Annotated in this window: 23 protein-coding genes; 8 read left to right on the top strand and 15 right to left on the bottom strand. The window is 52.4% G+C overall.

The features are described 5' to 3' along the window. The first annotated feature begins 91 nt into the window (after positions 1–91). The 4 genes from xerS (at position 92) to map (ending at position 3667) form a co-directional block, all read left to right on the top strand. A complete protein-coding gene (xerS, locus tag C162_RS15575; RefSeq protein WP_036695504.1) occupies positions 92–1186 on the top strand; it encodes a tyrosine recombinase XerS in 1095 nt (364 codons plus the stop codon). Between the two features lie 49 nt (positions 1187–1235). After that, positions 1236–2105, top strand: a complete 870-nt coding sequence (locus C162_RS15580) for a pentapeptide repeat-containing protein (RefSeq protein WP_036695411.1) — start codon at positions 1236–1238, stop codon at positions 2103–2105. A gap of 142 nt (positions 2106–2247) precedes the next feature. Beyond that, on the top strand, positions 2248–2874 hold the full coding sequence (locus C162_RS15585) for a TetR/AcrR family transcriptional regulator (RefSeq protein ID WP_036695412.1): 627 nt from the start codon (positions 2248–2250) through the stop codon (positions 2872–2874). A gap of 43 nt (positions 2875–2917) precedes the next feature. Then, the gene (map, locus tag C162_RS15590; RefSeq protein ID WP_036695413.1) at positions 2918–3667 is read left to right on the top strand and encodes a type I methionyl aminopeptidase; all 750 of its coding nucleotides are present in this window, start codon (positions 2918–2920) and stop codon (positions 3665–3667) included. 803 nt (positions 3668–4470) lie between these two features. Here the strand turns inward: map and C162_RS15595 are convergent. From C162_RS15595 to C162_RS15630, 8 genes are all read right to left on the bottom strand, one after another. Beyond that, on the bottom strand, positions 4471–5691 hold the full coding sequence (locus C162_RS15595) for a molybdopterin molybdotransferase MoeA (protein WP_442792441.1): 1221 nt from the start codon (positions 5689–5691) through the stop codon (positions 4471–4473). 295 nt (positions 5692–5986) lie between these two features. After that, positions 5987–6493 (bottom strand): DUF4178 domain-containing protein, encoded by a 507-nt coding sequence (locus tag C162_RS15600; RefSeq protein WP_036695414.1) that lies wholly within the window; start codon positions 6491–6493, stop codon positions 5987–5989. A 38-nt stretch (positions 6494–6531) separates the two neighbouring features. Beyond that, positions 6532–6942 carry a DUF350 domain-containing protein gene (locus tag C162_RS15605; RefSeq protein ID WP_036695415.1) on the bottom strand — a complete coding sequence of 137 codons (411 nt, stop codon included), beginning with the start codon at positions 6940–6942 and terminating at the stop codon, positions 6532–6534. Between the two features lie 126 nt (positions 6943–7068). Further along, positions 7069–7737 carry a PspA/IM30 family protein gene (locus tag C162_RS15610; protein ID WP_036695416.1) on the bottom strand — a complete coding sequence of 223 codons (669 nt, stop codon included), beginning with the start codon at positions 7735–7737 and terminating at the stop codon, positions 7069–7071. Between the two features lie 68 nt (positions 7738–7805). Continuing rightward, positions 7806–8150 carry a prenylated flavin chaperone LpdD gene (locus C162_RS15615; protein ID WP_036695417.1) on the bottom strand — a complete coding sequence of 115 codons (345 nt, stop codon included), beginning with the start codon at positions 8148–8150 and terminating at the stop codon, positions 7806–7808. Positions 8151–8243: 93 nt separating this feature from the next. Further along, the gene (locus C162_RS15620; RefSeq protein ID WP_036695418.1) at positions 8244–9176 is read right to left on the bottom strand and encodes a dihydroorotate dehydrogenase; all 933 of its coding nucleotides are present in this window, start codon (positions 9174–9176) and stop codon (positions 8244–8246) included. Beyond that, complete coding sequence (locus C162_RS15625; RefSeq protein WP_036695419.1) at positions 9169–9873, bottom strand: dihydroorotate dehydrogenase electron transfer subunit; 705 nt, start codon at positions 9871–9873, stop codon at positions 9169–9171. The genes C162_RS15620 and C162_RS15625 overlap by 8 nt, the downstream gene beginning before the upstream one ends. Positions 9874–9959: 86 nt before the next feature. Beyond that, complete coding sequence (locus tag C162_RS15630; RefSeq protein ID WP_036695420.1) at positions 9960–11000, bottom strand: NADH:flavin oxidoreductase/NADH oxidase; 1041 nt, start codon at positions 10998–11000, stop codon at positions 9960–9962. A 179-nt stretch (positions 11001–11179) separates the two neighbouring features. Between C162_RS15630 and C162_RS15635 the strand changes: the two genes are divergently transcribed. After that, the gene (locus tag C162_RS15635) at positions 11180–12079 is read left to right on the top strand and encodes a polysaccharide deacetylase family protein (protein ID WP_036695421.1); all 900 of its coding nucleotides are present in this window, start codon (positions 11180–11182) and stop codon (positions 12077–12079) included. A gap of 218 nt (positions 12080–12297) precedes the next feature. On the opposite strand, the gene C162_RS15640 is transcribed toward C162_RS15635, so the two are convergent. Further along, a complete protein-coding gene (locus C162_RS15640; protein WP_036695422.1) occupies positions 12298–12981 on the bottom strand; it encodes a 3D domain-containing protein in 684 nt (227 codons plus the stop codon). A gap of 300 nt (positions 12982–13281) precedes the next feature. On the opposite strand from C162_RS15640, the gene ppk1 reads away from it, so the two are divergent. Then, positions 13282–15402, top strand: coding sequence for a polyphosphate kinase 1 (gene ppk1 / locus C162_RS15645; RefSeq protein ID WP_036695423.1), 2121 nt, complete (start codon positions 13282–13284; stop codon positions 15400–15402). Here ppk1 and C162_RS15650 read toward each other — a convergent pair. The 4 genes from C162_RS15650 to C162_RS15665 form a co-directional block, all read right to left on the bottom strand. Beyond that, a complete protein-coding gene (locus C162_RS15650; RefSeq protein WP_036695424.1) occupies positions 15350–16876 on the bottom strand; it encodes a Ppx/GppA phosphatase family protein in 1527 nt (508 codons plus the stop codon). The genes ppk1 and C162_RS15650 overlap by 53 nt on opposite strands. A 108-nt stretch (positions 16877–16984) precedes the next feature. Further along, a complete protein-coding gene (locus tag C162_RS15655; RefSeq protein ID WP_036695425.1) occupies positions 16985–17707 on the bottom strand; it encodes an amino acid ABC transporter ATP-binding protein in 723 nt (240 codons plus the stop codon). Then, the gene (locus C162_RS15660; RefSeq protein WP_036695426.1) at positions 17694–18353 is read right to left on the bottom strand and encodes an amino acid ABC transporter permease; all 660 of its coding nucleotides are present in this window, start codon (positions 18351–18353) and stop codon (positions 17694–17696) included. The genes C162_RS15655 and C162_RS15660 overlap by 14 nt, the downstream gene beginning before the upstream one ends. 135 nt (positions 18354–18488) lie before the next feature. Beyond that, positions 18489–19313, bottom strand: a complete 825-nt coding sequence (locus C162_RS15665; protein WP_036695427.1) for a transporter substrate-binding domain-containing protein — start codon at positions 19311–19313, stop codon at positions 18489–18491. Between the two features lie 234 nt (positions 19314–19547). On the opposite strand from C162_RS15665, the gene C162_RS15670 reads away from it, so the two are divergent. Further along, entirely contained in the window at positions 19548–21311 is a 1764-nt protein-coding gene (locus C162_RS15670) for an alpha-glycosidase (RefSeq protein WP_036695428.1), read from the top strand. Then, positions 21304–21675, top strand: coding sequence for a nuclear transport factor 2 family protein (locus C162_RS15675; RefSeq protein WP_051493553.1), 372 nt, complete (start codon positions 21304–21306; stop codon positions 21673–21675). Before C162_RS15670 ends, C162_RS15675 begins: the two co-directional genes overlap by 8 nt. 356 nt (positions 21676–22031) lie before the next feature. On the opposite strand, the gene glgA is transcribed toward C162_RS15675, so the two are convergent. Continuing rightward, complete coding sequence (glgA, locus tag C162_RS15680; RefSeq protein ID WP_036695429.1) at positions 22032–23468, bottom strand: glycogen synthase GlgA; 1437 nt, start codon at positions 23466–23468, stop codon at positions 22032–22034. 45 nt (positions 23469–23513) lie between these two features. After that, a complete protein-coding gene (gene glgB / locus C162_RS15685) occupies positions 23514–25430 on the bottom strand; it encodes a 1,4-alpha-glucan branching protein GlgB (protein ID WP_036695430.1) in 1917 nt (638 codons plus the stop codon). Positions 25431–25532 lie beyond the last annotated feature (102 nt).

Raw genomic sequence — 25532 nt, forward strand, 5'->3', positions numbered from 1 at the left:
TTTGTCTCATCAGGAGCAAGGTTTGCCAGAAACATGGTAAGATAGAAGGACAGCCCTCCCCCTTGGGGAAACTATAAAGAAGGTGAAGCACATCAGTATTCAAAAAGCGGCCGACCGGGCAAACCTGGATCAGCGGCTGCCGCAAATGCCCTGGTTTGTCCAGCAGTTTATCGACTATAAACGGCCGGATTTGTCCCCCTCCACGCTGCTGGAGTATATCCGTGACTATGAATCCTTTTTCGGCTGGCTGCGGGGTGAAGGTCTGTCTGTTGCGGCCAGCAATGCTGACATCACACTCCTTGAGCTGGAGACCCTGCATATGGACAGCATTGTCGGCTACCGTCTGCACTTGACCACCCGGGCTGAGAATGCCAATTCGCGGGTGACCGTATCCCGTAAGCTGTCTGCGCTGCGCTCCCTGTTCCATTACTTAAGCCAGATTGCTGAGGATGAGAACTTTTACCCGCTGCTGAAGCGTAATATTATGGCCAAGGTTGAGATCAAGCGCATTCACAAACCGAAGGATACCGCCGCCAAGCTCAAAGGTAAAATTCTGGAGGACGAGGAGCTGCTGGAGTTCGTAGGCTACATCTATGAAGGATATGGCACAGATGTGGAAGCCAATAAGCAGGCTTATTATTCTTGGCAGCTTAACCGTGAACGGGATGCCTGTATTGCCAGTCTGATCCTGAATTCCGGCCTGCGCGTCTCCGAGGTGGTTAATCTGAGCGTGGATGATATAGATGTCACTAATAAGCTGCTCTATGTATTCCGCAAGGGTCATAACGACGAGACCTTCAAGACCCCGGTCTATTTCCGGGAACAGTCGAAGGATGATCTCAGCTTGTATCTAAGCCTCCGCCAGAATAGGTATAAAACGCCGAAACGGGAAAAAGCCCTCTTCATTGCCCTGCCCAACGGCAGCAAAGAAGGCAAACGGATGACCAAACGGGCGATCCAGGAGATGATCATCAAATACGCCAAACGGTTCGGCAAGCCTTATCTGACGGTGCATAAGCTGCGGCACTCTTTTGCCACCGATTATTACCTGCAGAATGACATCTACCGGACAAAGGAACAACTGGGCCATGCTTCTACAGAGACTACCGAGATCTATGCCCATCTCACGGATAAAACGATGTCTGAGGCGATTGAACGCCGTATGGACAATGAACCGCCGCAGTAATCTGCATGAACCGCTATGTTAATCCTATTCATTTTTTGGAGGAATACATTTGTTAGACAATCATTCATTTTCTGAATCCCATACTACGAACCCCGGACTGCCGGAGCTGCAATCGGATTGTCTGAACTGCTTCGGACTATGCTGCGCAGCACTTCATTTCTCTGCTTCCTCAGACTTCGCCATAGACAAGCCTGCCGGACAGCCCTGTCCCAATCTGCGGGAGGACTTCCTCTGCGGCATTCATACTGAGCTGAGAAAACGCGGCTTCCGGGGATGTACGGTATATGACTGCTTTGGGGCCGGGCAGAAAATCTCCAATCTAACCTATGGCGGACGCGACTGGCGTCAGGCTCCCGAGACTGCTGGACAGATGTTCGAGGTTCTTCCTGTTATGCGCCAGCTGCATGAGTTGCTATGGTATCTGCACGAGGCACTGGCGCTGCGCGGGACCGAGACCCTGCATGATTCACTTATCAAAATGTTGGATCAGACACAGGCTCTCACCCTGCTCAGTCCGGAAAAGCTGCTTCAGCTCGAAGTGCCTGTGCACCGCGCTGAAGTCAACGAGCTGCTGCTGCGTGCCAGCGAGCTAGCGCGCACCGCTGCCCGCAAGCAGCTTGCCCCGGCTCCGAAGCGCCAGAAGAACTATGGACGCGGGGCCGATCTGATTGGGGCCAAGCTGCGCGGGGCCGACCTCCGTTGCCTCAGCTTACGCGGCGCATATCTGATCGCTGCGGATCTCAGCGGCGCTGACCTGCGGTTCGCCGATCTGATTGGCGCGGACTTCCGCGACACGAATCTAAGCGGAGCCGATCTGCGGGGCAGCCTCTTCCTGACTCAGGCACAGCTGCAAGCTGCGCAAGGCAGCCCGTCCACCAAGCTGCCAGAATCCTTAAGGCATCCAGAGCACTGGGCTTGAGATGAATAAACCGGATGATGTTCTATCCGGTTTTTTTGTGATGTTCAGCATATTTATTCAACGTTTTCCCCTTGCCATTTGCCTGCTGATGTTTTATATTGACATGACAGCAGGTCTAAAATAAACGAGGTGAACGGATAAGATGACTCCCCGCACGAAGGAACAGAACGAAGATATCCGGCTGCGGCGGCTGGTGCAGATCCGCAAGGCAGCAGCGGACGTATTTTTGAATAAAGGGCCTCTATTAGAAATCCGGGATGTGGCTGTGGAGGCCGGTCTCGGTTATGGTACGGTCTATCATTATTACAGCAACAAGGGCGATTTGCTTCACGACTTGTTATGGGATGCGCTCGACCGGGCCGGGGAATGGCTGAAGTCCCTGCATATGGCAGAGCCGGAGCTGCCGTTAAAGATACCGCTTGACAGTTCTGCCGCCGGGGTGCGGCTATTGCAGCTATGGGCGGAAGATCACGCTATCTATCTGTTGTGTAAGCAGGCGGGTGAGGGATTCCCTACTCTGCCTGAAGCCCGCTCTTCCCCGCTCATTGCCGAGTTCCGCCGGGAGGTGCTGACCCCGTTGTCCACGTTGCTTGGCACCGGACTTACGGAGGTCTTAGTGTCTCATGAGCGAGCAACTGTCGATGCACAGCATGAATTGCAGCACACGGAGATGCTGTTAGCCGCTCTGGTCGGCTGTGCTGCATTGTCCCTCCGCAGAGGGCAGCTTAATGAAGATGCAACGGAGATCGTCAGAATTCTTAAACTATAAAATATTGAAACTATTGAAAGATTAAGGAGCGGATACACACAACATGATTATTCTTAAATCCCCCAGAGAAATTGAAGAGATGAAGCAAGCCAGCCAAATTGTTGCCGACTGCTACCGTGAGGTGTCCAAACGGATCGTACCCGGTATCACCACGCTTGAAATTAATGATTTTGTGGCCAAACATATCACCAAGCTCGGCGGCAAGCAGTTTACCAAAGGCTACAACGGTTTCCCTGCCGAGACCTGCATATCTATTAATGATGTGGTTGCTCACGGGATTCCATCCAGCAAGCGGGTCGTGAAGGAAGGTGACTTGCTGAAGCTGGACATTGTGGCGCAATACGGAGGTTGGTTCGGAGATTCATGCATGAGCTACGCTGTGGGTGAGATCGGGCCGGAGGCGCAGAGATTAATGCAGGTTACGAAGGAATGCCTCGACCTGGGCATCGCCCGGGCTGTTCCGGGAGGACGGCTGGGTGACATCACATCGGCTATCCAGCAGCATGCCGAAGCACACGGTTATTCGGTTGTGCGTGATCTGCTGGCGCATGGCATCGGACGAAGCCTGCATGAGGAGCCGAGCTACGTGCATATCGGCACCGCAGGCAAAGGCATCCGCCTCAAAGAAGGCATGGTGTTTACGATTGAGCCCATGATTAACGAAGGCACATACCAGATCTCCATAGACGATGATGAATGGACCGCGAGAACGGCTGACGGCAAACTATCCGCGCAGTATGAGCACACCATTGCCATCACCGCAGATGGACCGCTGATTTTAACGGCCCAGTAATCATTGTAGTCGACTTTAACACATAGGCTAGACCTTATTGTCCCCTTATGAATCCTAAAAGCCCTCCCGTTTCTGTCTAGGGACTGTCCCCTAATAGAATACTGGAGGGTTCTGTTTGTTACCTTTGTGACCGGGTTTTGCGGTTACGGCATTGGATGCTGTCGCGCGATTGGGTGATTCTGCTTGTTGGGTGCTGGTTAGTGTTTTGAACTTACTATTGTGAATTTTTCATGTGTTGAATTTTTAAATACTTTTGAGTTCAAAGCAGCAGTTAGTCGGATGCTGTGGGCGCTGGAAAGATAGCAACTGTACTTAGTACAATAGAATGCGGTAATAACGGCTTCAAAATAGAATCTATTGTATTCCGTACAATCGAATGTTGAACAAAGGCCCTTTTTCATCCAAAACACACCATTCTAATGTATGAAGTACAATAGAATTTCATTTCACGGTCAACTATGCGTTTTCTGTTGCAGAAAATACAATTAGTTACCTTTATCCATAATAACTATTATGAATTTTTCATATGATGAAATTAAATAATAAAGATTTAGTTGGTTAGTTCTTTGCTCGATTCTCGCCCATACGGGCAAATTTAGTTGTACAGACTACAATTAGTCAAGGAACTCCTTGCTTTTACCGTTTTTAATTGTACAGAATACATCTATCCCTGAAAGCTCGCCTCAAGCGAACCTCTTCCAGTCATTCATTCAGTCATTCATCCGTCCATCCATCGCCTCATCTCACTTCTAAATGAACTCACCTCTTAAGTTCTGATGCTCCCCAATTCATTTAGTCAAAACTCACCCCCAGATCTCACCCGGCAGCTTCAGCACAGTTACCTTGTCCCCGGCATATAATTGTCCGCTGTCCGGCGGGATGACGATCAGGCAGTCGCTGTCTTTGATCGTAACCGTGACGGATGACTCGTCTACAGCGGCTGGATAAGCATAGAGCACTGCTTCGCGGATCTCCAGACGGGCACGGACATAACGGGTGAAGCTGTTGGTTCTCTTATAATCTTCACCCAGCACTACTGTCCATTCCGGCAGATACGGATGTGCTGCCCCCTGCATCAGTCCGATGACCGGACGGGCAAACAGCTGGAATCCTACGAAGCAGGCGCCCGGATTGCCGGATAAGGCGAGCAGGATGCTCCCGCCGCGAACGGCTGCCGTAGTGACGCTGCCGGGGCGCATGGCTATTTTATTGAACAGCATCTCTCCACTTTGCTCACGGACCAAATCCCCCATAATATCATAATCCCCGACAGATACGCCGCCTGTAGTAATCACCAGATCGTAGCTCTCCAGTGCCATCTGCACCTTACTGCGGGCCAGCTCCAGATCATCGATGATCGCACCCAGCATCACGGGCTCACCGCCCGCTTCCCGGATTAGCGCCTCCAACATGGGAGAGTTGCTGTTGCGGATTTTGCCCGGGACTAACGGCTCGTCCACCTCCAGCAGTTCAGTTCCGGTAGCGAAGACAGCCACCTTGGGTCTGCGGCGGACAGGAACCTCCGCCACCCCGAGCGCTGCCAGAACAGCAATTTCGCCAGCGCCGATTAGAGTCCCTTCAGGAAGCACTGGATCACCTGTTCTAAGCTCCAAACCGCAAGGGGTAATATGCAACCCCCGCTCTTGCGGCTTACGGATACCGACATAAGTGACTCCGCCCTCCATCCGGCTCTCCGTAGCTTCCATCATAATCACGGTGTCTGCGCCGCCTGGAATCTGAGCGCCAGTCATAATGCGCGCAGCAGTGCCAGCCGTAATCTCTCTGGAGGCTACTGCGCCGCAGGGAATGACATCAACGACTTCAAGCCAGACCGTGTCAGGGTCCCCTGCCGCTAAAGTATCTGCCGCAATCACGGCGAAGCCGTCCATGCTGGAGCGGTCAAATGCCGGAAAAGGATGCGGTGCAGCAATAGATTCACCCAGATACCGCCCGCTGCTGCGATCCAGGGGTACACCTTCCAGCGCAAGCAGCGCAGCATAAGGCTTAAGCCTGCCTTGCGCCACTGTAACTTGAAGCGCTGCGCGCTGAAATTTATCATTACTGTATTCGTTGTTAAATTCCTTGTTATTCTCCCTGCTATAGTCCTTGTTATGGTTCTCTCGGTTAATCACTGTTGAATTCACTCCTTCTGTTCCATCCGGTGGTTTGCTGCTCATTAAGCCAATTACGCCCTATTCTAACATGAAGACATGGCAAAAGGGATGCACTGGCCCTGTAACAAGCGCATGCACCCCTTATTCAATCCCGATTCTATTCAATTGTCTGCTGCCAGCAGCCCTGCCCTGCTCCAGTTCAAGCTTAAGATGCGCGGATCACTCTTACGTCAGCCGAAAGGACACTTTCACCCTCATACAGCATGAACCGTCCATTCTGCCATTCCACGCGCAGCAGCCGCGAATCATCCGACTGGTATTGCCAGACATGCTGCTCCCCGCCGTTCATATAAGGCGTCTGCCCGGTAACGGCGGCATACCCTTCATATTCTTCCTCCAGGTAGAAGGTCCGGTCATCCAGCTCCAGGGTAGCCGGGACCTCGGAAGGACTGTCCAGACGCCCGTCTATCGGGTGATACAATCTGTATTGCAGCTCTTCCCGCTCTTCTATATACAGATAGGCGATCCGGCTCCCGTCGCGCAGTGTCAGTACAACTGCATTACGGCCGCTCGTCTTCGTCCGGCCCGTCACTTCATAGGTGACCAGGGAGACCTCACAGATATCTCCGGGAGACAGAGTCAGCATGCTTGCGGGCGCTTTAGGCGCCTCCGGCTTCGAGAACAGATTGCCGATTCTTTTCCAAAGACCCAAAGCCATCATCCTCCTACAGATTGGTACGCTAATCTTTCTTATCCGCGAATAAAGGCCGCAATAATCAATGCTCCGGTCACATGCAGCGAGCCTGCCATCAGGCCGTAGCCGACCTTGCCAAGCTGGGTGCCATGATCCAGTTCAAGATTCCCCCACCGGCTCAGGAGCTGCTCTACCGTCTTCTCCAGCACGAATAACAGGACAAAAGATACTATAGAGACTATAAGGGCGGTCCCGAGCCGGTTCGCCGCAGCAATGGATGCCGATAAAATATAGCCTTGTGACAGCAGCTTCAACACCAGCCGGGTAGTCACGGCCATATTCCCCGCCTTCAGCTCTTCCATATCATTATAACGGGTAAACAACGAATCCACGAGCATCAGCACACACAGCAGCACTGCGCCGCTGACCGTCCATACTACCATGGACACCAGGGTATCGAAATCCATTACTCCAGCCCCCGCTTGTTCATATTTCCTAACCGGTAAGACAAACATAAAGCGAAGGAGAAACCGCTGGTTCTGTCTCCCCTTCGCCTGTGGACAATTGCCTGAAGTCCGGCTTATGCCAATATGTTATTGTTTCTCGTATTGCTTCATCAGCGCAGCCAGCTCATCTTCAACCGCCTGGTCTTTGCCTAGCTTCTCGAACTCATCATCCAGCGATTTGTTGCCCGAGCTCATCTCGTTGCTGGCTTCTGCCTGTGCTTCGGCCTGCAGCATCTTGTCTTCCATCCGTTTGAGTCCGGCAGAAGCAGAGTCGGAGCTGAAGCCGCTCATCGCTTTGTTGATTTCGGTCTGCGCCTTCGCAGCGTTGTAACGGGCAACGAGTGTCTCCCGCTTGTTCTTCATCTGGGTAAGCTGTTTGCGCATTTCGTCGAGCTTGCCGCGCAGATTGTCGGCGGAAGCCTTGTTCTGGTCGAAGCTGGCCTTGTACTCTACAAGCTTGGCTTCAGCCGATTTCTTCTCTTCAAGAGCACGGCGGGCCAGATCGGCGTTACCGGCTTGAGCGGCTGCATGAGCTTGCTGATTACGCTTGTTCACCAGCGCTTCCTGCTCTTCGTACAATTGTTTGAATTTCTTCTCAATAGCGATCTGGGCAGCTACCGCTTTCTCGGCATCCTCCAGATCCTCCGTCATGTCACGAATGTACTGGTCGGTCATTTTAACCGGATCTTCTGCTTTATCAATAATCGCATTCACATTGGACATGGTCAGATCACGCAATCTTTTAAATATAGACATGGTTCATTCCTCCAAAAGTAAAGTTAGTGGTTCAATGGTATCTTTTACGCAGAGAGAAGAGGATCGTTTCAAAAATTTGTTCCGGTCTTCTGCACTAAATATTGCTCCACCTTATCATTCACAATATTTACGACCTCCAGGATGCCCTCTTTGCTCAGATCGTCATAGTGAATGCCCATCACAACCGTGACTGTCCGGTTCAATGCGGCAGCAGCCTTAAGCGCAATGGCTTCACTGATCGTATGCTCCTTATGATGGGGAACGGCAGAGGTCATCACCCGCACGAGGTCTCCGTCCATGTACGCTGTACTTGCGGCACCGATATGGCGCACACCCCCGGTAATCAGCATCAGCAGATCACGGCCCACCTCGGTCTCGGATAACACAATATCATCAGGATGCACCGGATTCATTGGCAAGCTGAACTCCCCTCCCTTTATATTAACCATAGGCTGTAGAGATCTCTCATTCTGCGGCAAAAAGATCATTGTATACCGGCTTGCTGCCTATACAATACCACGGATCTCATCCAGTGAGGAAATATTCTCTTCCTCCATAAACTGCTGCAATTCTTCTACAAGCGTACTGCCCGCCCGCAAATTCATGAAGTTGTAGGTTCCAACCTGTATTATAGTGGCCCCAGCCATAATAAATTCAATAATATCCGTAGCCGAAGTGATGCCGCCCATACCGATTACCGGAATGGTTACCCTGCGGGATACCTGATGCACCATACGCAGAGCCACCGGCTTAATCGCCGGTCCGGACAGTCCCGCATAGAGGTTATTGAACACACTGCGGCGGCGGCGGACATCAATCTTCATCCCGGAGATCGTGTTGATCAGAGAGACGGCGTCCGCGCCCTCTGCTTCGCACATCACTGCCATCTCTGCGATATCCTCGGCATTCGGCGACAGCTTCACGGCCAGCGGCAGGCTTGTAGCCGCCCGTACCGCACGAACCACTTCCTGGGCTGCCGGAGTTTTGATGCCAAAAGCAATCCCGCCCTCCTTCACGTTCGGGCAGGAGATATTCAGCTCAATCATATCCACGGCCGGCTTTCCGGCCAGAAGACGGGCATCCGCATCACGCTGAATCAGTTCAGCACCCAGTACGTAATCCGCCAGCGTGTTGCCGCCAAGGTTCACGATACGTGCGGTATCCAGTGTCTCCCAATACGGAAGTTCCTTGGCCAGAAAAGCTTCTACACCAGGATTCTCAAGTCCTACGCTGTTCAGCATCCCGGAAGGGGTCTCATAGACGCGGATTCCGGGATTACCGGCTTTGGCATGAAGCGTAAGCCCTTTGCCGGAGATTCCGCCAAGCAGTGAAACATCATATAACCGGCCATATTCACGGCCGAAACCGAAGGTGCCGGAAGCCATCACAATCGGGTTCTTGAAGGATACACCGGCAATCGTTGCAGTTGTATTAATCATGGAATAATACCTCCTCAGCCAGGAAGACAGGACCGTCTGCACAGGCTTTGCGCTGCCCGTCCTTGCAGGAGACGCTGCAGACCAGACAAGCGCCGATGCCGCAGGCCATCCTGTTCTCCAGGGACAGATAGACGTCTGGGCGCTTACCTGCGGTATCTAGGGCTATGCCCTTGAGCTGTGCAGCCTTCAGCATCGGATGCGGGCCGCAGACGAAGATATTGTCATACGCCGAGAAATCCACGCTGTCCAGGATCAGTCCGCCTACATCGACGGTCAGCTCAGCAGCCAGAGGACGGAAGGCTTCAGTACGGAATGGCTCACGGCTGAAGCCGAGATAGATATCGCTTCGCGGAAGCTTCTGCGCACAATAATACAGCGGAGCAATTCCGATCCCCCCGCCCACTAACGCAACCTTACCTTCTACCTGCGGGAAGCCTGTACCGAACGGCCCCTCCAGCTCCACCGGATCGCCCGGATTCAATCCGGCAAGGATCTCAGTACCCTCGCCTACTATGTGATACAAGAATTCAACACCGTTATCATTCACCTGATGTATGCTAAGGGGTCTTGACAGCAGCGGATAGGCTCCCCATGCCCGCAGCATGTAGAACTGACCCATCTCCCCGCTGTTCCCCCCTTCAACTACCAGGTGGTATACTCCTTCAGCCAGCCGCTCATTACTAATCACCGTCGCCACGTTATCAAGCTCCTTCAAATTTAATCTTATTAACCATGCCTTAGAAGGAACTTAAAATCTGTGACATTATTCACAAATGATGCCCTCTATTTCTTGTTCCAGATTCCGCGCACATAGGGTGCGGGCAGATCGGACGAATCAATTCCGCCCAGCGCCTCAGCAGCATGAAGCGTCCAGTACGGGTCACTGAGCAGGCCTCTGCCTACAGCTACAAGCTCTGCCTTCGCTTCCGTTATCACAGCCTGCGCTTCCTCATAGGACTCCAGGCGTCCTACAGCGATAACGGGGACCTGTAATCCACTGCGTATGTACTCGGCAAGCTCCACCTGATAAGCTGATCCTGCATTAGGGCCGCCATTCGAGCCTATCGGCCCCTCCCCGCCCGAGGATACATGGAACAGGTCTACGCCTGCATCCTTATAGCGGCGGCAGAATTCCAGCGCATAAGCTTCATCATAACCGCCCTCCACATATTCCTTGGCGGACACCCGCATGATTAGCGGCATCTCAGCCGGCAGTACCTCACGCACTGCCTCTACCACCTGTTCCCCGAACAAGATGGGGTCTTGGCCATACTCATCATCCCGGACGTTGGAGAGCGGGGAATGGAACTGGTGGATGAGGTATCCATGGGCTCCATGCAGCTCGACAGTATCGAATCCCGCTTCAACCGCGCGCCGCGCCGCTTCCCGGAAGGCGATAATCAGCTCCGCAATCTCTTCACGGCTAAGCTCCTTGGGCATAGCATAGTTGCCGTCGAACGGAATCGCTGAAGGAGCAACCGGCGGGGCGGCATCGACAGCTTTGCGACCGGCATGACCGAGCTGAATCGCTATCTTCGCTCCAAAGGCATGAACGGCCTCCGTTAACCGCTTGTACGCCGGAATCTGTCCATCGTCCCAGATCCCGGTGTCCTGATTGGTGATCCGTCCATCGGGGTGAACTCCACTCATCTCTACAATAATAAAGCCTGTCCCGCCGACAGCACGACTGACATAATGCACATGATGCCAGTCTGTGGGAACACCGTCCTGCTTCTCAACCGCATACTGGCACATCGGCGGCATAACCACGCGGTTCTTCAGGGTTAAAGCCTTAAGTTCATAAGGTGTAAACAAATCAGCCATGCTTGTCTCATCCTTCCCGTATCTATGATCCATCTCAGTATACAACGATTTGGGAAAGTGATAAATCTTTGAATACTCTGCAGATGGTACGGCATCGGCATAAATTCACGGCTGCTTGGAAATAACAACCCTTATATTCTAAACTAACCGGACCCGTGGTTGGAGGAGGCATCGTCCTGATGAAACTGACAATATTCCGCCGCATTGTGCTGTTTATATCTGTCATTGCCTTGGCCCTGTCTGCACCTGCTGCTGAGCTAGTATCTGTCTCTGCAGCAGCAGCGGCAGATAGTCCTGCGCCAGTGCCGGCACAAGAGATCCTGCCATCTTCCCGGCCCCGAGCTTCTATTGAAGACGAAACGGCGGTGCCGGCCGGATCGTCAGCCTCCCAATCTTCAGTAAGCCGCCATAAAAAGAGCAAGGGCCTCTCCCTCAGCCAATTGCTGCGCAAATACCCGGAGACCCTCAAGACCCAGGGTCCCCGCCGTAAAATGATCGCTCTTACCTTCGATGATGTGCCTGATCCGCGCTTCACCCCGCAGCTCCTGGATGTGCTGCGTAAATATAAAGTCAAAGCCACCTTCTTCGTGGTCGGCAGCCGTGCGGAGAAGCACCCTGCCTTGGTAGCACGGATGATCCGCGAAGGCCATGCCATCGGCAACCACTCCTATAATCACCCCCAGTTCAGCAAGCTGAGTATGAATGCCTTCCGCATCCAGATTATCCGCACGGAGAATATTCTGCAGCTGCTGGCCGGATACAAGCCGAAGCTGATTCGCCCGCCGTATGGCGATATCAACGAGCCGCAGGTGAAGTGGGCGAAGTCACATGGCTATAAGCTGGTGAACTGGAACGTTGACTCGCTCGACTGGAGAGGACTGTCCAAAAATCAGGTCAAGCACAATATCCTCTCCCGGGCCGGCAGAGGGGCTATTATCCTTCAGCACGGGGGCGGCGGCAGAGGCAGTAACCTCCAAGGGACGCTGCAGGCGCTGCCAGAGATCATCGGCATTCTGCGGCAGCGGGGATACAGCTTCGTGACCGTTCCCCAGATGCTCCAGGTCAGCAAGAGCAAATAACCGCTTGATCATTAGAGTCCTAACAAGCGGAAACGGCTTTGCCGTCCTTTTTAAGGAAGGTATCGTTTCAGCGAGAAATATAAGGATAAGTTATCGTGTGTAACATATAAATTCTTATAATTTAAAAAAGGAAACAAAACCGGCGGAAGCTGCCTGGTTTTGTTTCCTTTTCATGATTACGTATTGCGCTTACTATGGTGCAAAGATTCATTATCGGTTTATTCAATAATATATAAATGTACATACTGATAACCGAAATCGGCTACAAAGCTCTGGCTGCCCGGAATAAAGATATCGATCCGGTTGCCCTTGATCGCACTCCCCATATCCGTCGCTGTCGCTACGAAGGCTTGCTTCGGAAGGCCCGGATGGGTATACCCGGTCACGAGCACCTTCGTTCCCAGCGGAATCACGCTCGGGTCAACGGCGATGGTTCCGAGCTTCAGCGCATTGCCGAAATAATCGACCGCTCCCCACTTGCCATTCTCGCTGGCTGCCGAGGAATAGGCGGAAGCTTTGACCTGCAGCACTTTGGCATAATTAAATTCTTTGCCCCAGGCTTGAACTGTGTTGGTTGCCGGCTGCACACTCAGGGCTTGAACTTCTGCTGCGTCCACAGCTTCTACTGAAGCTGCTGCAGTATTGGCTACTGCCACAGTCTTGGCTTGAACATCACCCGGAATGGTGAATTTCAGCCCGGGATAGATATTTAGCGCTGAAATCTGCGGGTTCGCATTCATAAGCTCATCAACGCTTATGCCATAATGATTGGATAGAGTATAATAGGTAGTAGTATCTCCAGCGATATGTACGCTGTCGGCTTGAACGGGAGCTGCGTGAAGCAAGGTGCCGAGTCCCAGTACGGCCGCCAGGGCGGTGATGGCTCTGATCTTGAGTTTCATGAATTGCCTCCTTCAATGGTGACGCCAGGTTTGTAAACTAACAGTAATGAATATATCACAACTTTGTAACCATTGGCTATGTTTTTGTGGCAATTGGAAATAATTATCCTAAATAAAGCGTTATCAAGAATGTAAATATTACATATTCTTAATCATTATTAAGGGACCCGGTATAAATATGCCATGTTTCCTGAATATTCGCAAAAATTTTACACAGTTTTAACATTTCTCACTCAAGCAAATAGTAGAATGAAAGAATACGATATCTTAACTAGACATTGAAGCAACCTTGGAGGGTCCATGAACGTGAATACAGATGAGAAAAAAATCAACACCATCAGTCCTGCAACAGCCTATCTTAACCGTGACCTCAGCTGGATCGAGTTCAACCGCCGGGTGCTCGGCGAGGCACAAGACCCGGAGAACCCGCTGATTGAGCGGGCTAAATTCCTGGCCATCGTGTCCAGTAATCTGGATGAGTTCATCAGTGTCCGGGTAGCGGGCATCCAGGATCAGATCCGGGCGGGATATACCAAAAAAGATTTCACCGGCTACACGCCCTCCGGCCTCTATAAACGCCTCAGCAAACGGGTCACCAAAATCGTCGCAGACCAGTATCGCACCTTCAAGGATATTTCACGCAGCCTGCATAAAGAAGGCATTGTGTTCGTTGATTATGAAGACTTAACACCGGCACAGGAGCAGTCGATTGAGGAATACTACCGTGATATTATTTTCCCTGTGCTGACTCCGATGGCAGTCGACCAGAGCCGTCCGTTCCCGCTGGTCCACAGCCAGTTCATCTATCTGGCTGTCGTACTGACACGCAAGAACAGCCAGGAGGAAGAGCCTTACTTCGCCATTCTGCAGATTCCGTCCAATCTGCCGCGCTGCATTCCCTTGCCGCACCGCGCGAACAGCAAGAAACGGCAATTCGTATTCATTGAAGATGTGATCCGCCATCATATTCAGACCTTGTTCAGCGGTTATGATCCGGTAGCCGTCAGTGAATTCCGCCTGACCCGCAACTCTGACCTGACGATAGATGAAGAAGGCGCAGAAGACCTGCTGGAGGAGATTGAGAAAGAGCTCCGCAAACGCCGCCGCGGTGTGCCTGCCCGTCTGGAAGTCCAGAAAGGCATCCATCCGTATGCGCTGGAGCAGCTGCAGGCTGAATTCGAGCTGGAGGACTTCGTCTTCGAAATCGAAGGCCCGCTTGATCTCGGCTTCTTGCGCAGCTTCACCAGCAGTCTGAAGGGCTTCAGCTATCTGCTCTATCCGCCTGTTGAGCCGATGTATCCGGCGGAATTCGATGAGAATGAAGATTTCTTCGAGGTGCTGAGCCAGCGTGATGTGCTGGTCTATCATCCATATGAATCCTTCGATGCGATGACGGATTTCATTATCCAGGCCTCCGAGGATGAGCAGGTGATGGCGATCAAAATGACGCTGTACCGGGTCAGCGGCAATTCTCCGCTGATTACTGCGCTCGCCAATGCAGCCGAGTCCGGCAAGCAGGTTACGGTGGTCGTGGAGCTGAAGGCCCGCTTCGATGAGGAACGCAACATCGCCTGGGCGCGTAAGCTGGAGCAGTCCGGCTGCCACGTGGTCTACGGTCTCGTCGGCCTCAAGACCCATGCCAAGGTAACGCTGATCGTCCGCCAGGAAGGCTCGGAGCTGCGCCGCTATGTTCATGTGGGAACAGGCAATTACAATGACAGCACGGCCAAGGCCTATACCGACCTTAGCCTGTTCACCGCCAATCACGAGATTGGCCTGGATGCGTCCGAGCTGTTCAATCAGATGACAGGCTACTCTGCCAACTACAATTGGAACTCCTTCATCGTAGCACCGACTAACATGAGCCTGTCGCTCCAGAAGCTGATTCTGCGTGAGGCAGAACATGCTGCCGCAGGCCGGCCTGCACGGATTATCGCCAAGATGAACTCCCTGTCGAACCAGGAGGTTATTGATTATCTGTACAGCGCAGCCCAGGCGGGAGTGTCCATCGACCTGATCGTCCGGGGAGTCTGCTGCCTGCGTCCGGGAATTGAAGGCCTCAGTGAGCGCATTACGGTACGCAGCATAGTGGACCGCTTCCTGGAGCACTCACGTATCTATTATTTCGAGAACGGCGGCGATCCCGAGGTCTACCTGTCCAGTGCCGACTGGATGACGCGTAACCTGACCCGGCGGATCGAGCTGATGTGTCCGGTCAAGGATAGCGGTATCCGCGATCAGATTGTCAAAATTCTGGAGCTGTCGCTGATGGACAATATCAAATCCAGCTTCCTTCAGCCAAACGGATATTATGAACGGATCGACGACAAAAAGGCCCCGCTCCGGAGCCAGTTCGCCGCTATGGATGTTACCCGCTGGAAGGGAAGCCGAGCTTTACCTTCACCGACCAAGCATTCCTGAAGGTTTTGAGCGCATTCTCAATGTCCTCCAGGCCAATTAGCACCTGTCCGCCCTGAAGCTCCAGATCCAGCGTATGATTATGCAGACGGGACTTCAGCCCGCTGACAATGCCGATCTCGGTGCTGTCCAGCGCGATGCTTAACTGCACTAATGTACCCAGCTTATGAATCCATTCCTCGTCGGAAGGCAGCAAAATGTCCTTATGCATCAGGGATAATTTCTGCTTCCGGCTTTTTGTGCTGTAAGAAGCGATGTACGCGCTAAGAATCAGCTGGCGGTGCGTCAGTCCGCGGATGGGTGAATTCATGAGCCAGTAGTGGGTGTGCCGCTTAGATTGATAATAGTTAATGTTGGAGCCTGTCCGGTGCAGCATAATCGCCACATAGACCAGCATCTCCTGCTCCTCCCGGTCCCCTTCCCGCTCAAAGGCCCCCAGCAGGCTCAGCGCCAGCTTGTTGATATGGTCGAGATGCCGCTTAGAGGTACGGATATCGAAGCGGATAATCGTATCCAGGCTGTATTCCAGCGCGCTGTCACGCACCGGCTGCTCGGGCTCCAGCAGATCATGCAGCATGCCCTCACGCAGGCCTTCCCCGCTGATCAGCGCCTGGCTGGCACCAATGTAATGATAGACGGTATGGAAAATAATCAGCCCGGACACGATGATATCCGCCCGGCTTTTGGACAGCCCGTCCAGGTCCTTACGCTTCTCAAAGGGGGTAACAGGCAGAACCTCCATGAACCGTTCGATCGTCTCGTTCTCCAGAACATAGCCATGGGAATTAGGCAGCGAATAATCGCGGTTCCGCTGATCGAGCTTCGCCAGTGAGCGAAGTGTTCCTCCCAGCCCGTATAGCGGAAGTCCGGTGCCCGTCGATAGCCAGTCATGCTCCACCAGCCTGCCGGTTACGTATAATTGCAGCTTGCGGATCTGCTCCGCATTCCAGTTGCCGCCCTGGCTGAACATCTGATTCGTGTTGACCGCACCGAACGGGAACGAGATACTCTGCTGATAACGCCGTCCTCGAAATAAGGTAACCTCGGTACTCCCTCCGCCGATATCAATCACGAAGCCGTCCTGGACGTCAAAAGCATTGATCACCCCAAGGAAGCCGAAATATGCTTCCTGATATCCGCTGACCACTTCAATCGGAATGGACGAAGCCTCGGACAGATAGCTGATGATCTCCGCAGAGTTAGCTGCATTACGGATGGCGGCGGTGGCGCCTGCACGGATTCTCTCTACTTCAAAATCATCGCAAATCTCCTTGAACTGCTGAAGAACAGGTATGATTGTATTCATATCCTTCTTCTCCAGCCGGCCTTCCTTCGTAATCTTCTCGCTCAAACGGGCAGAGTACTTACATTCCTTGATGATTTTGTAGCCGCCTGCCTGTGTCGTGTCATAAATTACAAGTCGTATGGAGTTGGAACCAATATCAATAATGCCGATCCGGCAAAGATCATCTCTCATCTGTATGTACTCCTTTTCAAGTAGATTGATCATTTGTATACTATATCAAACATTGTACACTACGCCAAAATAAAATAACCCCATGCGGTGGGGTTATTAGCCGGCTTTCTATAATACCTTGCTGAGAAAATCACGCGTGCGGGCATGCTTGGGATGACCGAACACCTCTGCCGGTGTCCCTTGCTCCACAACCACTCCGCCGTCCATGAACAGGATACGGTCCCCCACTTCACGGGCGAAGCCCATTTCGTGCGTTACAATCACCATAGTCATGCCGTTCACTGCCAGTTGCTTCATAACCTCCAGCACTTCACCGACCATCTCCGGGTCCAGCGCCGAGGTTGGCTCGTCGAACAGCATAACATGCGGCTGCATAGCCAGCGCCCGGGCGATTGCGATCCGCTGCTTCTGTCCGCCGGAGAGCTGGGCCGGATAAGCATCGCGCTTGTCCTCAAGGCCTACCGTACGCAGCAGCTCCATCGCAAACTTCTCTGCCTCTGCAGCCTGCTGCTTCTTCACCTTGAGCGGGGCGAGCATAATGTTCTGCAGCACGGATTTGTGCGGGAACAGGTTGAACTGCTGGAACACCATGCCCATTTTCTCGCGGGTCACGTTGATGTCATGGCGCTTCGCGGTAATGGATTGACCCTCGAAGCTGATCTCGCCGCCCGTAGGCTGCTCCAGCAGGTTCAGACAGCGCAGAAAGGTGCTTTTGCCCGATCCGCTGGGGCCGATGACGACAACGACCTCGCCCTTGTGAATATTCAGATCAATGCCCTTCAGGATCTCCAGCTTCCCAAAGCTCTTCCGCAGGTTCTTAACCTCGATCATCCGTGTTCAGCCTCCGTTCCAATATACCCAGCAGCTTGGATAGTATGAATGTCAGTACGAAATACATGATGGCAATAATAACATAGGGTGTTAGGCCCTCATACGTAATCGTTGTGATGGTCTTCGCCTGAAAGAACAGGTCTGCAACCCCGATCATAGACACGATTGAAGATTCTTTGATGATGGTAATAAATTCATTGCCGATGGCCGGCAGCACATTCTTAATCGCCTGTGGCAGCACGATATAGCGCAGCGTCATCCCCTGCTTCATTCCGAGTGAACGTGCCGCTTCAACCTGACCGCGGTCCACCCCTTGAATCCCGGCGCGGAAAATCTCCGCCAGATAAGCAGAACTGTTGATGGTTAATGTAATCGCACCGGACTGGATCGGCGTAAACTCAAGTCCAAGCTCCGTTAACCCGTAGTGAATCAGAAACAGCTGCACCAGCATCGGCGTCCCGCGTAAGAATTCGACCCATGCGGTGGCGATAAAGCGCAGAATTCTCCATTTGGACATCCGCAGGAGCGACACCAGGATGCCGAGTACGAAACCGAAGAATACCCCCAGTACTGCAAGCAGCAGTGTGTACTGCAGACCGGATAAGAATAAATTGCGGTACTCATAAGCCATATCGAATAGATTCATTGCCCTCAAACCCTCCTTTTCTCAAAAAAATAGAAAACGGCGGATCACCGCCATTTTCTGCATGATAGAGCATGATCCCGCAGCCAGCTGCGGGCCTATCCTTGATCTCTGCTAACCGTATATGCGGTTCGCGTGTTATTTGCTCTCAGCAAGCTCGCTTGCTGCCGCTACGAATTCATCAATCTTGCCTTCGGAGTTCAGGCGTCCGAGTGTCTTATTCACTTGATCGAGCAGCTCGGTGTTGCCCTTCTTCACGCCGATGACATAACCGTCATCTTCAACCTCCGGCTTGGCATCGGTGATCACGAGGCCCTTGACGTTCTTCACAAAGGACTTGGCCACAGGTCCTTCCATGATGGAAGCATCCACCCGGTTCGACTGCAGCTGCAGGACGATTTCGGAGATTTTGCTGAGGGAGGTCAGCTGTGCGCCTTCGATGCCCTTAGCGATACCCTCCTGAATGGAACCGGTCTGAATTCCGATCTTGGCGCCCTTCAGTGCGTCCATGGTAGCGAATTTGTCCTTATCGGCTTCACGCACTACGACAGCCTGCTCTGCCTTATAGTAGATGTCCGAAAGGCCTACGGCTTCAGCGCGTTCCGGCGTGGGGCTAAGTCCCGAAATGACCATATCGATCCGGCCGCTTGCCAGCTCATTCAGCAAAGAGTCGAACGGAAGATCCTTAATCTCCAGCTCCTGGCCCAGATCAGCGGCGATCTCCTTGGCAATCTCGATATCGAAACCAACAATCGTATCATTGCCTTCAACCATCTTGTGGAATTCATATGGAGGAAAGTCTGCGCTTGTGCCCATAATCAGCTTCTTAGCCGGCGCTTCTGTGCTTGCAGCACCGCCATTCCCGCTTGCTGCGGTATTGTTCTTATCGTTATTGGAGCCGCATCCGGCTAGCAGTCCTGCTGCCAGCAGCAGTCCCATAGAAAGTTTACCCCATTTGTTCATTTGTCCCGTCTCCCCTATTCTATTTATGTTCTCTCTACTGTTCCGTCTCATTGACCGATTTATTATAAATCACTTCGCATGAATATGCAAAGACAATTTTGTGACAAAAACCTGTTACGGCGACAAAAAAATGCACATCCTATGAAGGTGGTATATAATACTACCTACTATAGATTATCTCCAATTGCCTCATGAATCATTACAGTTTCCACCCAACTTACAGGAGGTGCTACTATGCTGCTTGAAGCGATGTACCATGTTCCCCGTGACAAATGGGCTTATGCCTATGATACTGAAACGATTCATCTGCGTGTGCGCACCAAACGTGATGATGTGGACTATGTAGTCGCCCTTACCGGCGACAAGTACGATTGGCAGCATACTTCTTATGACATCATCATGGAGAAGGCCGCCTCCGATGACAAATTCGACTACTGGGAAGCGGCGGTCCGGCCCAAGTATAAGCGGCTTAGCTATACTTTTCGCGTGAGTAAAGGTATGGAGACGGTCTATCTGCTCGATAATGGTATCCGCTCCGAATGCCCGCCCGCTCCAAATCACTTCTACGAATTCCCCTATATCCACGGGATCGACTTGTTCCGGGTTCCTCCCTGGGCAAAGGATGCGGTGTTCTACCAGATCATGACCGAGCGGTTCGCGAATGGCAATCCCCTGATTAATCCGGAAGGCACGCAGCCCTGGGGCGGTAAGCCCGAGCTGAATAATTTCTTCGGCGGCGACCTTCAGGGCGTGCTGGATCATCTGGATGATCTGCAGGAGCTGGGCGTCAATGCCCTCTACTTCACCCCGCTGTTCGTCTCCTCTTCCAATCATAAATATGACATCGTGGATTACCGGAGAGTCGACCCGCATTTCGGCGATAATGAGCTGCTGAAGCAGGTCGTCGAGGAATGCCACAGACGGGGCCTGCGCGTCATGCTTGACGCCGTATTCAACCATTGCAGCGATCAGTTCCCGCCCTTCCAGGATGTTCTGGCCAAGGGGGAGTACTCGGTCTACCGGGATTGGTTTCATGTGAACTCTTTTCCGGCTGAGATTGTGGACGGCATTCCCACCTATGACACGTTCGGCTTCTACGGCAATATGCCGAAGTTCAACACTGCCAATCATGAAGTAAAATCTTACCTGCTGGAGGTAGCCGAATACTGGATTAAGGAGATCAAGGTGGACGGCTGGCGGCTGGATGTGGCCAACGAGGTGGACCATCACTTCTGGCGCGATTTCCGCAAGGTGGTCAAAGCCGCGAACCCGGATGCTTACATCGTCGGCGAGGTGTGGAGCGACTCCTTAACCTGGCTGCTCGGCGACCAGTTCGATTCGGTGATGAACTATCCCTTCTCGGGGACGGTGCTGGAATTCTTCAATGGCGGGATGGACGGCATCACCTTCGGTCACCGGATCGGCGGCCTGCTCATGCGTTATCCGCAGCAGACGAACGAGGTGGTCTTCAATCTGCTCGGCAGTCACGACACCCCCCGCCTGCTCACCGTGCTTGGTGAAGATAAACGGAAGCTGAAGCTGACGGTCGTCTTCCTGTTCACCTTCATGGGCACTCCCTGCATCTATTACGGCGATGAGATTGGCCTGACCGGCAACGAGGACCCGGATTGCCGCAAATGTATGGAATGGGATCAGGGCAAGCAGGACCGCGAGCTGTATGACTTTTACCGGATGATGATTAGTTTGCGCAAGGAGCATAAAGTCCTCCGCGAAGGCCGCTTCCGGATTCTTCAGTCCTGCGAGCACGACCCGTGCATCGTCTATGAGCGCGCCGATGAGCTGATCCACTTCACGGTCTGGATGAACAATTCGCCGCAGCCCCGCACGCTCAGCCACCCGATGGAGACCAGTGACTGGCTGGATGCACTTACGGGTGAGGCGGTCGTTCCAGAACGCGGGATGATGAACGTGGCGCTTGAGCCGTACGAGTACCGGATTCTGTTCCGGCATATTGTGGAGGAGGCATCTAATGATTGAACGCGAGCAGCAGATCAGACAATATTTCGATTCATGGATTAACAAGGACAACTCTATATTAAGTACCATCTTCGATCCCAACATTGTGTATACCGAAAGCTACGGCCCTCAGTATCGGGGATTTGACACCCTGTTGTTGTGGTTCGAGGACTGGAATACGCGTGGTACGGTATTGAACTGGACGATCAAGCAATTCATCCATCAGGGCCATATGACTGTGGTGGAATGGTACTTTAAGTGTGAGTATGATGCAGTGACCGATGCTTTTGACGGGGTCTCCTTAATCGAATTTAATCCCGGAAACCAGATCGTGAGTCTAAAAGAATTCCAATCCAAAATCCCCCATTCTTATCCTTATACCTGACTTGAATTTTCTTATTTCTTTAATGCTACTTGTTTAGATGGAAAAACGCATCTTAATTTAGCCAATTTTCATGGTTAGAGGCAATTAGTTGGATAAACGTCATCTCTTTTCGCTGAATTCCTTAATATGAGGAAGTTTGGGCTAATTAAGTGCCATTTTTCCATTTGCTGCTGAGGATGTGTTTTTCCTTCCGTTAACAAGTGCCTGAAATACACCTATTCCCTCCAGCTAATCGGCACAAATCCCCCTGGTAATTATGGTTCCTCGTATCCAGTGAACCAAGTGCAACAGAAAAAGGCATCCCTTAGTCCATGATGAACTGAGGGGTGCCTTTTCCATCCTGATCCTGCTATTTCCTATTCCGCTGGAGCGGCCGTAATGTTGTTATAAATATCAATGTACTGCTGTGCGGATACGTTCCAGCTGTAGTCGCCGGAGAATGCGTTTTTGGCTACCTTTTTCCAGTGCTCGGGCTTATGGTAGAACGATACGGCGCGGCGGAGCGTATGCATCATATCGTGGGCGTTATAATCCTGGAAGGTGAAGCCATTGCCCTCCCCAGTATATTCATTGTATGCCTGTACGGTATCGTTCAGCCCGCCTGTCTCACGAACCACCGGAATGCTGCCGTAACGGAGCGCCAGAAGCTGGCTGATGCCGCAAGGCTCAAATTTGGACGGCATCAGGAAAATGTCGCTGGCGGCGTAGATTTTGCGGGATAAGGCATCACTGAAAGTAATCTGTGATGACAGCTTAGTCGGGTAACGCCACTGCGCCTCGCGGAACCAGCGTTCGTATACCTCATCCCCCGTCCCCAGCAGCACGAACTGAATATCATCGTAGTATAGCAGCTCGTCCAGCACACGGGTCAGCAGATCCAGTCCTTTGGAATCCACCAGACGCGTGACCATAGCTATCATTGGAATGTAAGGAGCCACCGGCAATCCCAGCTCCTGTTGGAGTCCCAGCTTGTTCTCGGCTTTTTTGGCCAGGTTGGACCGGTACTTGGTGAAGATTGCCGTATCACTGGACGGATTATAGCTCTTGGTATCAATTCCGTTCACAATGCCGCTCAGCGCATCAGAACGCGAAGTCAGGAGGCCATCGAGACCATAGCCGTAGTATGGGGTCCGAATCTCATCGGCATAGGTCGGGCTAACGGTAGTGACATGATCACTGTAGACAATCCCGCCCTTCATATAATTCACATTCCCGTAATACTCCACGCCCAGGAAATAGCTGTCATCCAGACCCAGCAGCTCACCCAGCACCGTATACGGAAAGACTCCCTGGTACAGGAGATTATGTATGGTGAATACCGTACGCATCTCACTGTAGAACGGATTATGCCGGTAGTGCGCCTGCAGCAGCAGAGGAACAACCGCAGCATGCCAGTCATGGCAATGGATCACATCCGGCTGGAAGCTAATCGCCGGCAGGCATTCCAGTACCGCCCGGTTGAAGTACGCGAAGCGCTCGCCGTCATCCATATAGCCATAAATCCCGTCACGGCCGAAGTAATACTCATTGTCAACGAAATAGACGGGAATCCCTTCAAACACGACCTTTTCAATCCCGCAATACTGATTGCGCCAGCCAATCGGAACGTCCAGCGTAGCGACAGGCTCCATCAGTGCGGAATACTTCTCAGGAATTCCTTTGTATTTGGGCAAAATCACCCGGACATCGACCCCGGCCGCCTTGAGGGCCTTCGGCAAAGCGCCGATGACATCGGCCAGTCCGCCTGTTTTGATAAATGGATGGGCTTCCGCCGCGGCAAATAGTACTTTCATTCCATCTCCCCCTTATTTAATTGCTTATTCGGACAATTCCTGCCTTTAAACGGTCTTGCGGCCTGACTTCTTAAGCACCAAGAAGCTAAGCGGCGGCAGGGTCAGCTCTATACTATTCACCTGATTATGCCACTCGGTCTTGGTGCTCTTCAGCGGCTCATTATGGAAGCCCGATCCGCCGTATTCGTTGCTCTCCGAGCTGAATAATTCCTCATATACGCCCGGACGCGGCACGCCGATACGGTAATGGCGGCGCTCCTCCGGCTGGAAGTTGATGATAATCAGCAGCGTGTCCACCGGGCGTTTGCCTCTGCGGATATAGGATACGATACTCTGCCCGCTATCGTCAGCATCAATCCACTGGTAGCCAGCCATGTCATGGTCCAGCTCCCACAGCGATTTTTCGGCAAGGTATAGCTGATTCAGCGCAGCCGTATAGGCCTGCATCCGCCGGTGGCTCTCATAATCCAGCAGCAGCCAGTCAAGCTGCTCCTGATCCTTCCATTCAATGAATTGTCCGAACTCTCCGCCCATGAACAGCAGCTTCTTGCCCGGATGGCTGATCTGATATCCGAGAAGCTGGCGCAGACCGGCGAATTTCTGCTCATAGGACCCGGGCATTTTGTCCAGCAGCGACTTCTTGCCGTGCACTACCTCATCATGTGACAGCGGCAACGTATAGTTCTCGGCATAAGCATAGCATATCGGGAAGGTCAACAAATTATGATGATACGGGCGTGATCCGAAATCCCGTTCTATGTAGCCCAAGGTGTCATTCATCCAGCCCATATTCCATTTGTAGTTGAAGCCCAAGCCGCCTTCATGCACCGGTGAGGTTACGCCCGGCCAGGCACTGGATTCTTCCGCCATCATGAGCGCCTTCGGATAATACTGGAAAATCGTCTGGTTGAGCTGCTGAATGAACCGGATGGCTTCCAGATTCTCCAGCCCTCCATGCTCATTCGTCCGGTACTGATGGTGTTCCTTCTCGAAATCAAGCCGCAGCATACTCGTAACCGCATCCACACGCATGCCGTCAATATGATACTTCTCGAACCAGAACAAGGCATTGGAGATTAGGAACGATGAGATTTCCGGCTTGCTGAAGTCAAAGGACAAGGTCCCCCAGCCCGGCTTCTCCGCCAGCATCGGATCGGCATATTCATACAGCGGCGAACCGTCGAACAAGCGCAGACCATGGGCATCCTTGGCAAAATGGGCTGGGACCCAGTCCAGAATGACCCCAATGCCTGCCTGATGCAGCTGATCGATCAGGTACATCAGATCCTGCGGCTCTCCGAAACGGCTGGTAGCAGCAAAATAACCGGTTCCCTGGTAGCCCCAGGACAGATCATAAGGATGTTCAGCCAGCGGCATGAACTCCACATGGGTATAGCTCATTTCACTCAGGTAGGGAATCAGCAGGCTGCTGATCTCACGATAAGTATAGAGTTCGCCGTCTTCCTTTTGCCGCCAGGTGCCCAGATGCATTTCATAAATGTTCATGGGTGCCTGATACGGACCTTTACTCTTCCGCCGCCATGCGGCATCCCCCCATTTGTAGCCGTCCAGATTGGCCACAACGGATGCCGTTGCCGGACGCACTTCAGCGTGGAAGGCATAGGGGTCTGCTTTGAGGAAGCTTGTACCATCTGTTCCTGTAATCCTGTATTTGTAAAAAGTTCCCGGCTCCATTCCCGGGAAAAAACGACTCCAAAATCCTGAATCGGGTATCTTATATAACGTATCCAGATCAGATGTTCCATCCCAGCTGTTATGATCTCCCGCCAGTCCTACATATGCCGCATGAGGAGCCCACACGGTAAAACGAACGCCGGCCTGCCCTTCTTGGACGGCAATGTGCGCGCCAAGCATCGTATAGCTGCGATAATTCGTGCCCTCATGGAACAGATAAATATCTTCAGCGGACGGGAGGTTTTCTGTTTTTGGTAAATCGGCCAAATCATCACCACCTTAGGATATATGATGCACCTATTACATTACCCGAATATATAGATTTTGAAAATGATTTTGAGAGAAGTCCGGGCAATTTCTGAATATTGA

The organism is Paenibacillus sp. FSL R7-269 (assembly GCF_000517865.1).
Taxonomy (GTDB): Bacteria; Bacillota; Bacilli; order Paenibacillales; family Paenibacillaceae; genus Paenibacillus_AQ.

Coding starts and splice junctions, on each gene's coding strand:
- ppk1 (WP_036695423.1), top strand. CDS start 13,282: ATGAACGTGAATACAGATGAGAAAAAAATCAACACCATCAGTCCTGCA.
- C162_RS15605 (WP_036695415.1), bottom strand. CDS start 6,942: ATGGATTTCGATACCCTGGTGTCCATGGTAGTATGGACGGTCAGCGGC.
- C162_RS15630 (WP_036695420.1), bottom strand. CDS start 11,000: ATGGCTGATTTGTTTACACCTTATGAACTTAAGGCTTTAACCCTGAAG.
- C162_RS15670 (WP_036695428.1), top strand. CDS start 19,548: ATGCTGCTTGAAGCGATGTACCATGTTCCCCGTGACAAATGGGCTTAT.
- C162_RS15610 (WP_036695416.1), bottom strand. CDS start 7,737: ATGTCTATATTTAAAAGATTGCGTGATCTGACCATGTCCAATGTGAAT.
- C162_RS15635 (WP_036695421.1), top strand. CDS start 11,180: ATGAAACTGACAATATTCCGCCGCATTGTGCTGTTTATATCTGTCATT.
- map (WP_036695413.1), top strand. CDS start 2,918: ATGATTATTCTTAAATCCCCCAGAGAAATTGAAGAGATGAAGCAAGCC.
- C162_RS15585 (WP_036695412.1), top strand. CDS start 2,248: ATGACTCCCCGCACGAAGGAACAGAACGAAGATATCCGGCTGCGGCGG.
- C162_RS15660 (WP_036695426.1), bottom strand. CDS start 18,353: ATGAATCTATTCGATATGGCTTATGAGTACCGCAATTTATTCTTATCC.
- C162_RS15655 (WP_036695425.1), bottom strand. CDS start 17,707: ATGATCGAGGTTAAGAACCTGCGGAAGAGCTTTGGGAAGCTGGAGATC.
- C162_RS15615 (WP_036695417.1), bottom strand. CDS start 8,150: ATGAATCCGGTGCATCCTGATGATATTGTGTTATCCGAGACCGAGGTG.
- glgA (WP_036695429.1), bottom strand. CDS start 23,468: ATGAAAGTACTATTTGCCGCGGCGGAAGCCCATCCATTTATCAAAACA.
- C162_RS15620 (WP_036695418.1), bottom strand. CDS start 9,176: ATGATTAATACAACTGCAACGATTGCCGGTGTATCCTTCAAGAACCCG.
- C162_RS15675 (WP_051493553.1), top strand. CDS start 21,304: ATGATTGAACGCGAGCAGCAGATCAGACAATATTTCGATTCATGGATT.
- C162_RS15640 (WP_036695422.1), bottom strand. CDS start 12,981: ATGAAACTCAAGATCAGAGCCATCACCGCCCTGGCGGCCGTACTGGGA.
- C162_RS15665 (WP_036695427.1), bottom strand. CDS start 19,313: ATGAACAAATGGGGTAAACTTTCTATGGGACTGCTGCTGGCAGCAGGA.
- C162_RS15650 (WP_036695424.1), bottom strand. CDS start 16,876: ATGAGAGATGATCTTTGCCGGATCGGCATTATTGATATTGGTTCCAAC.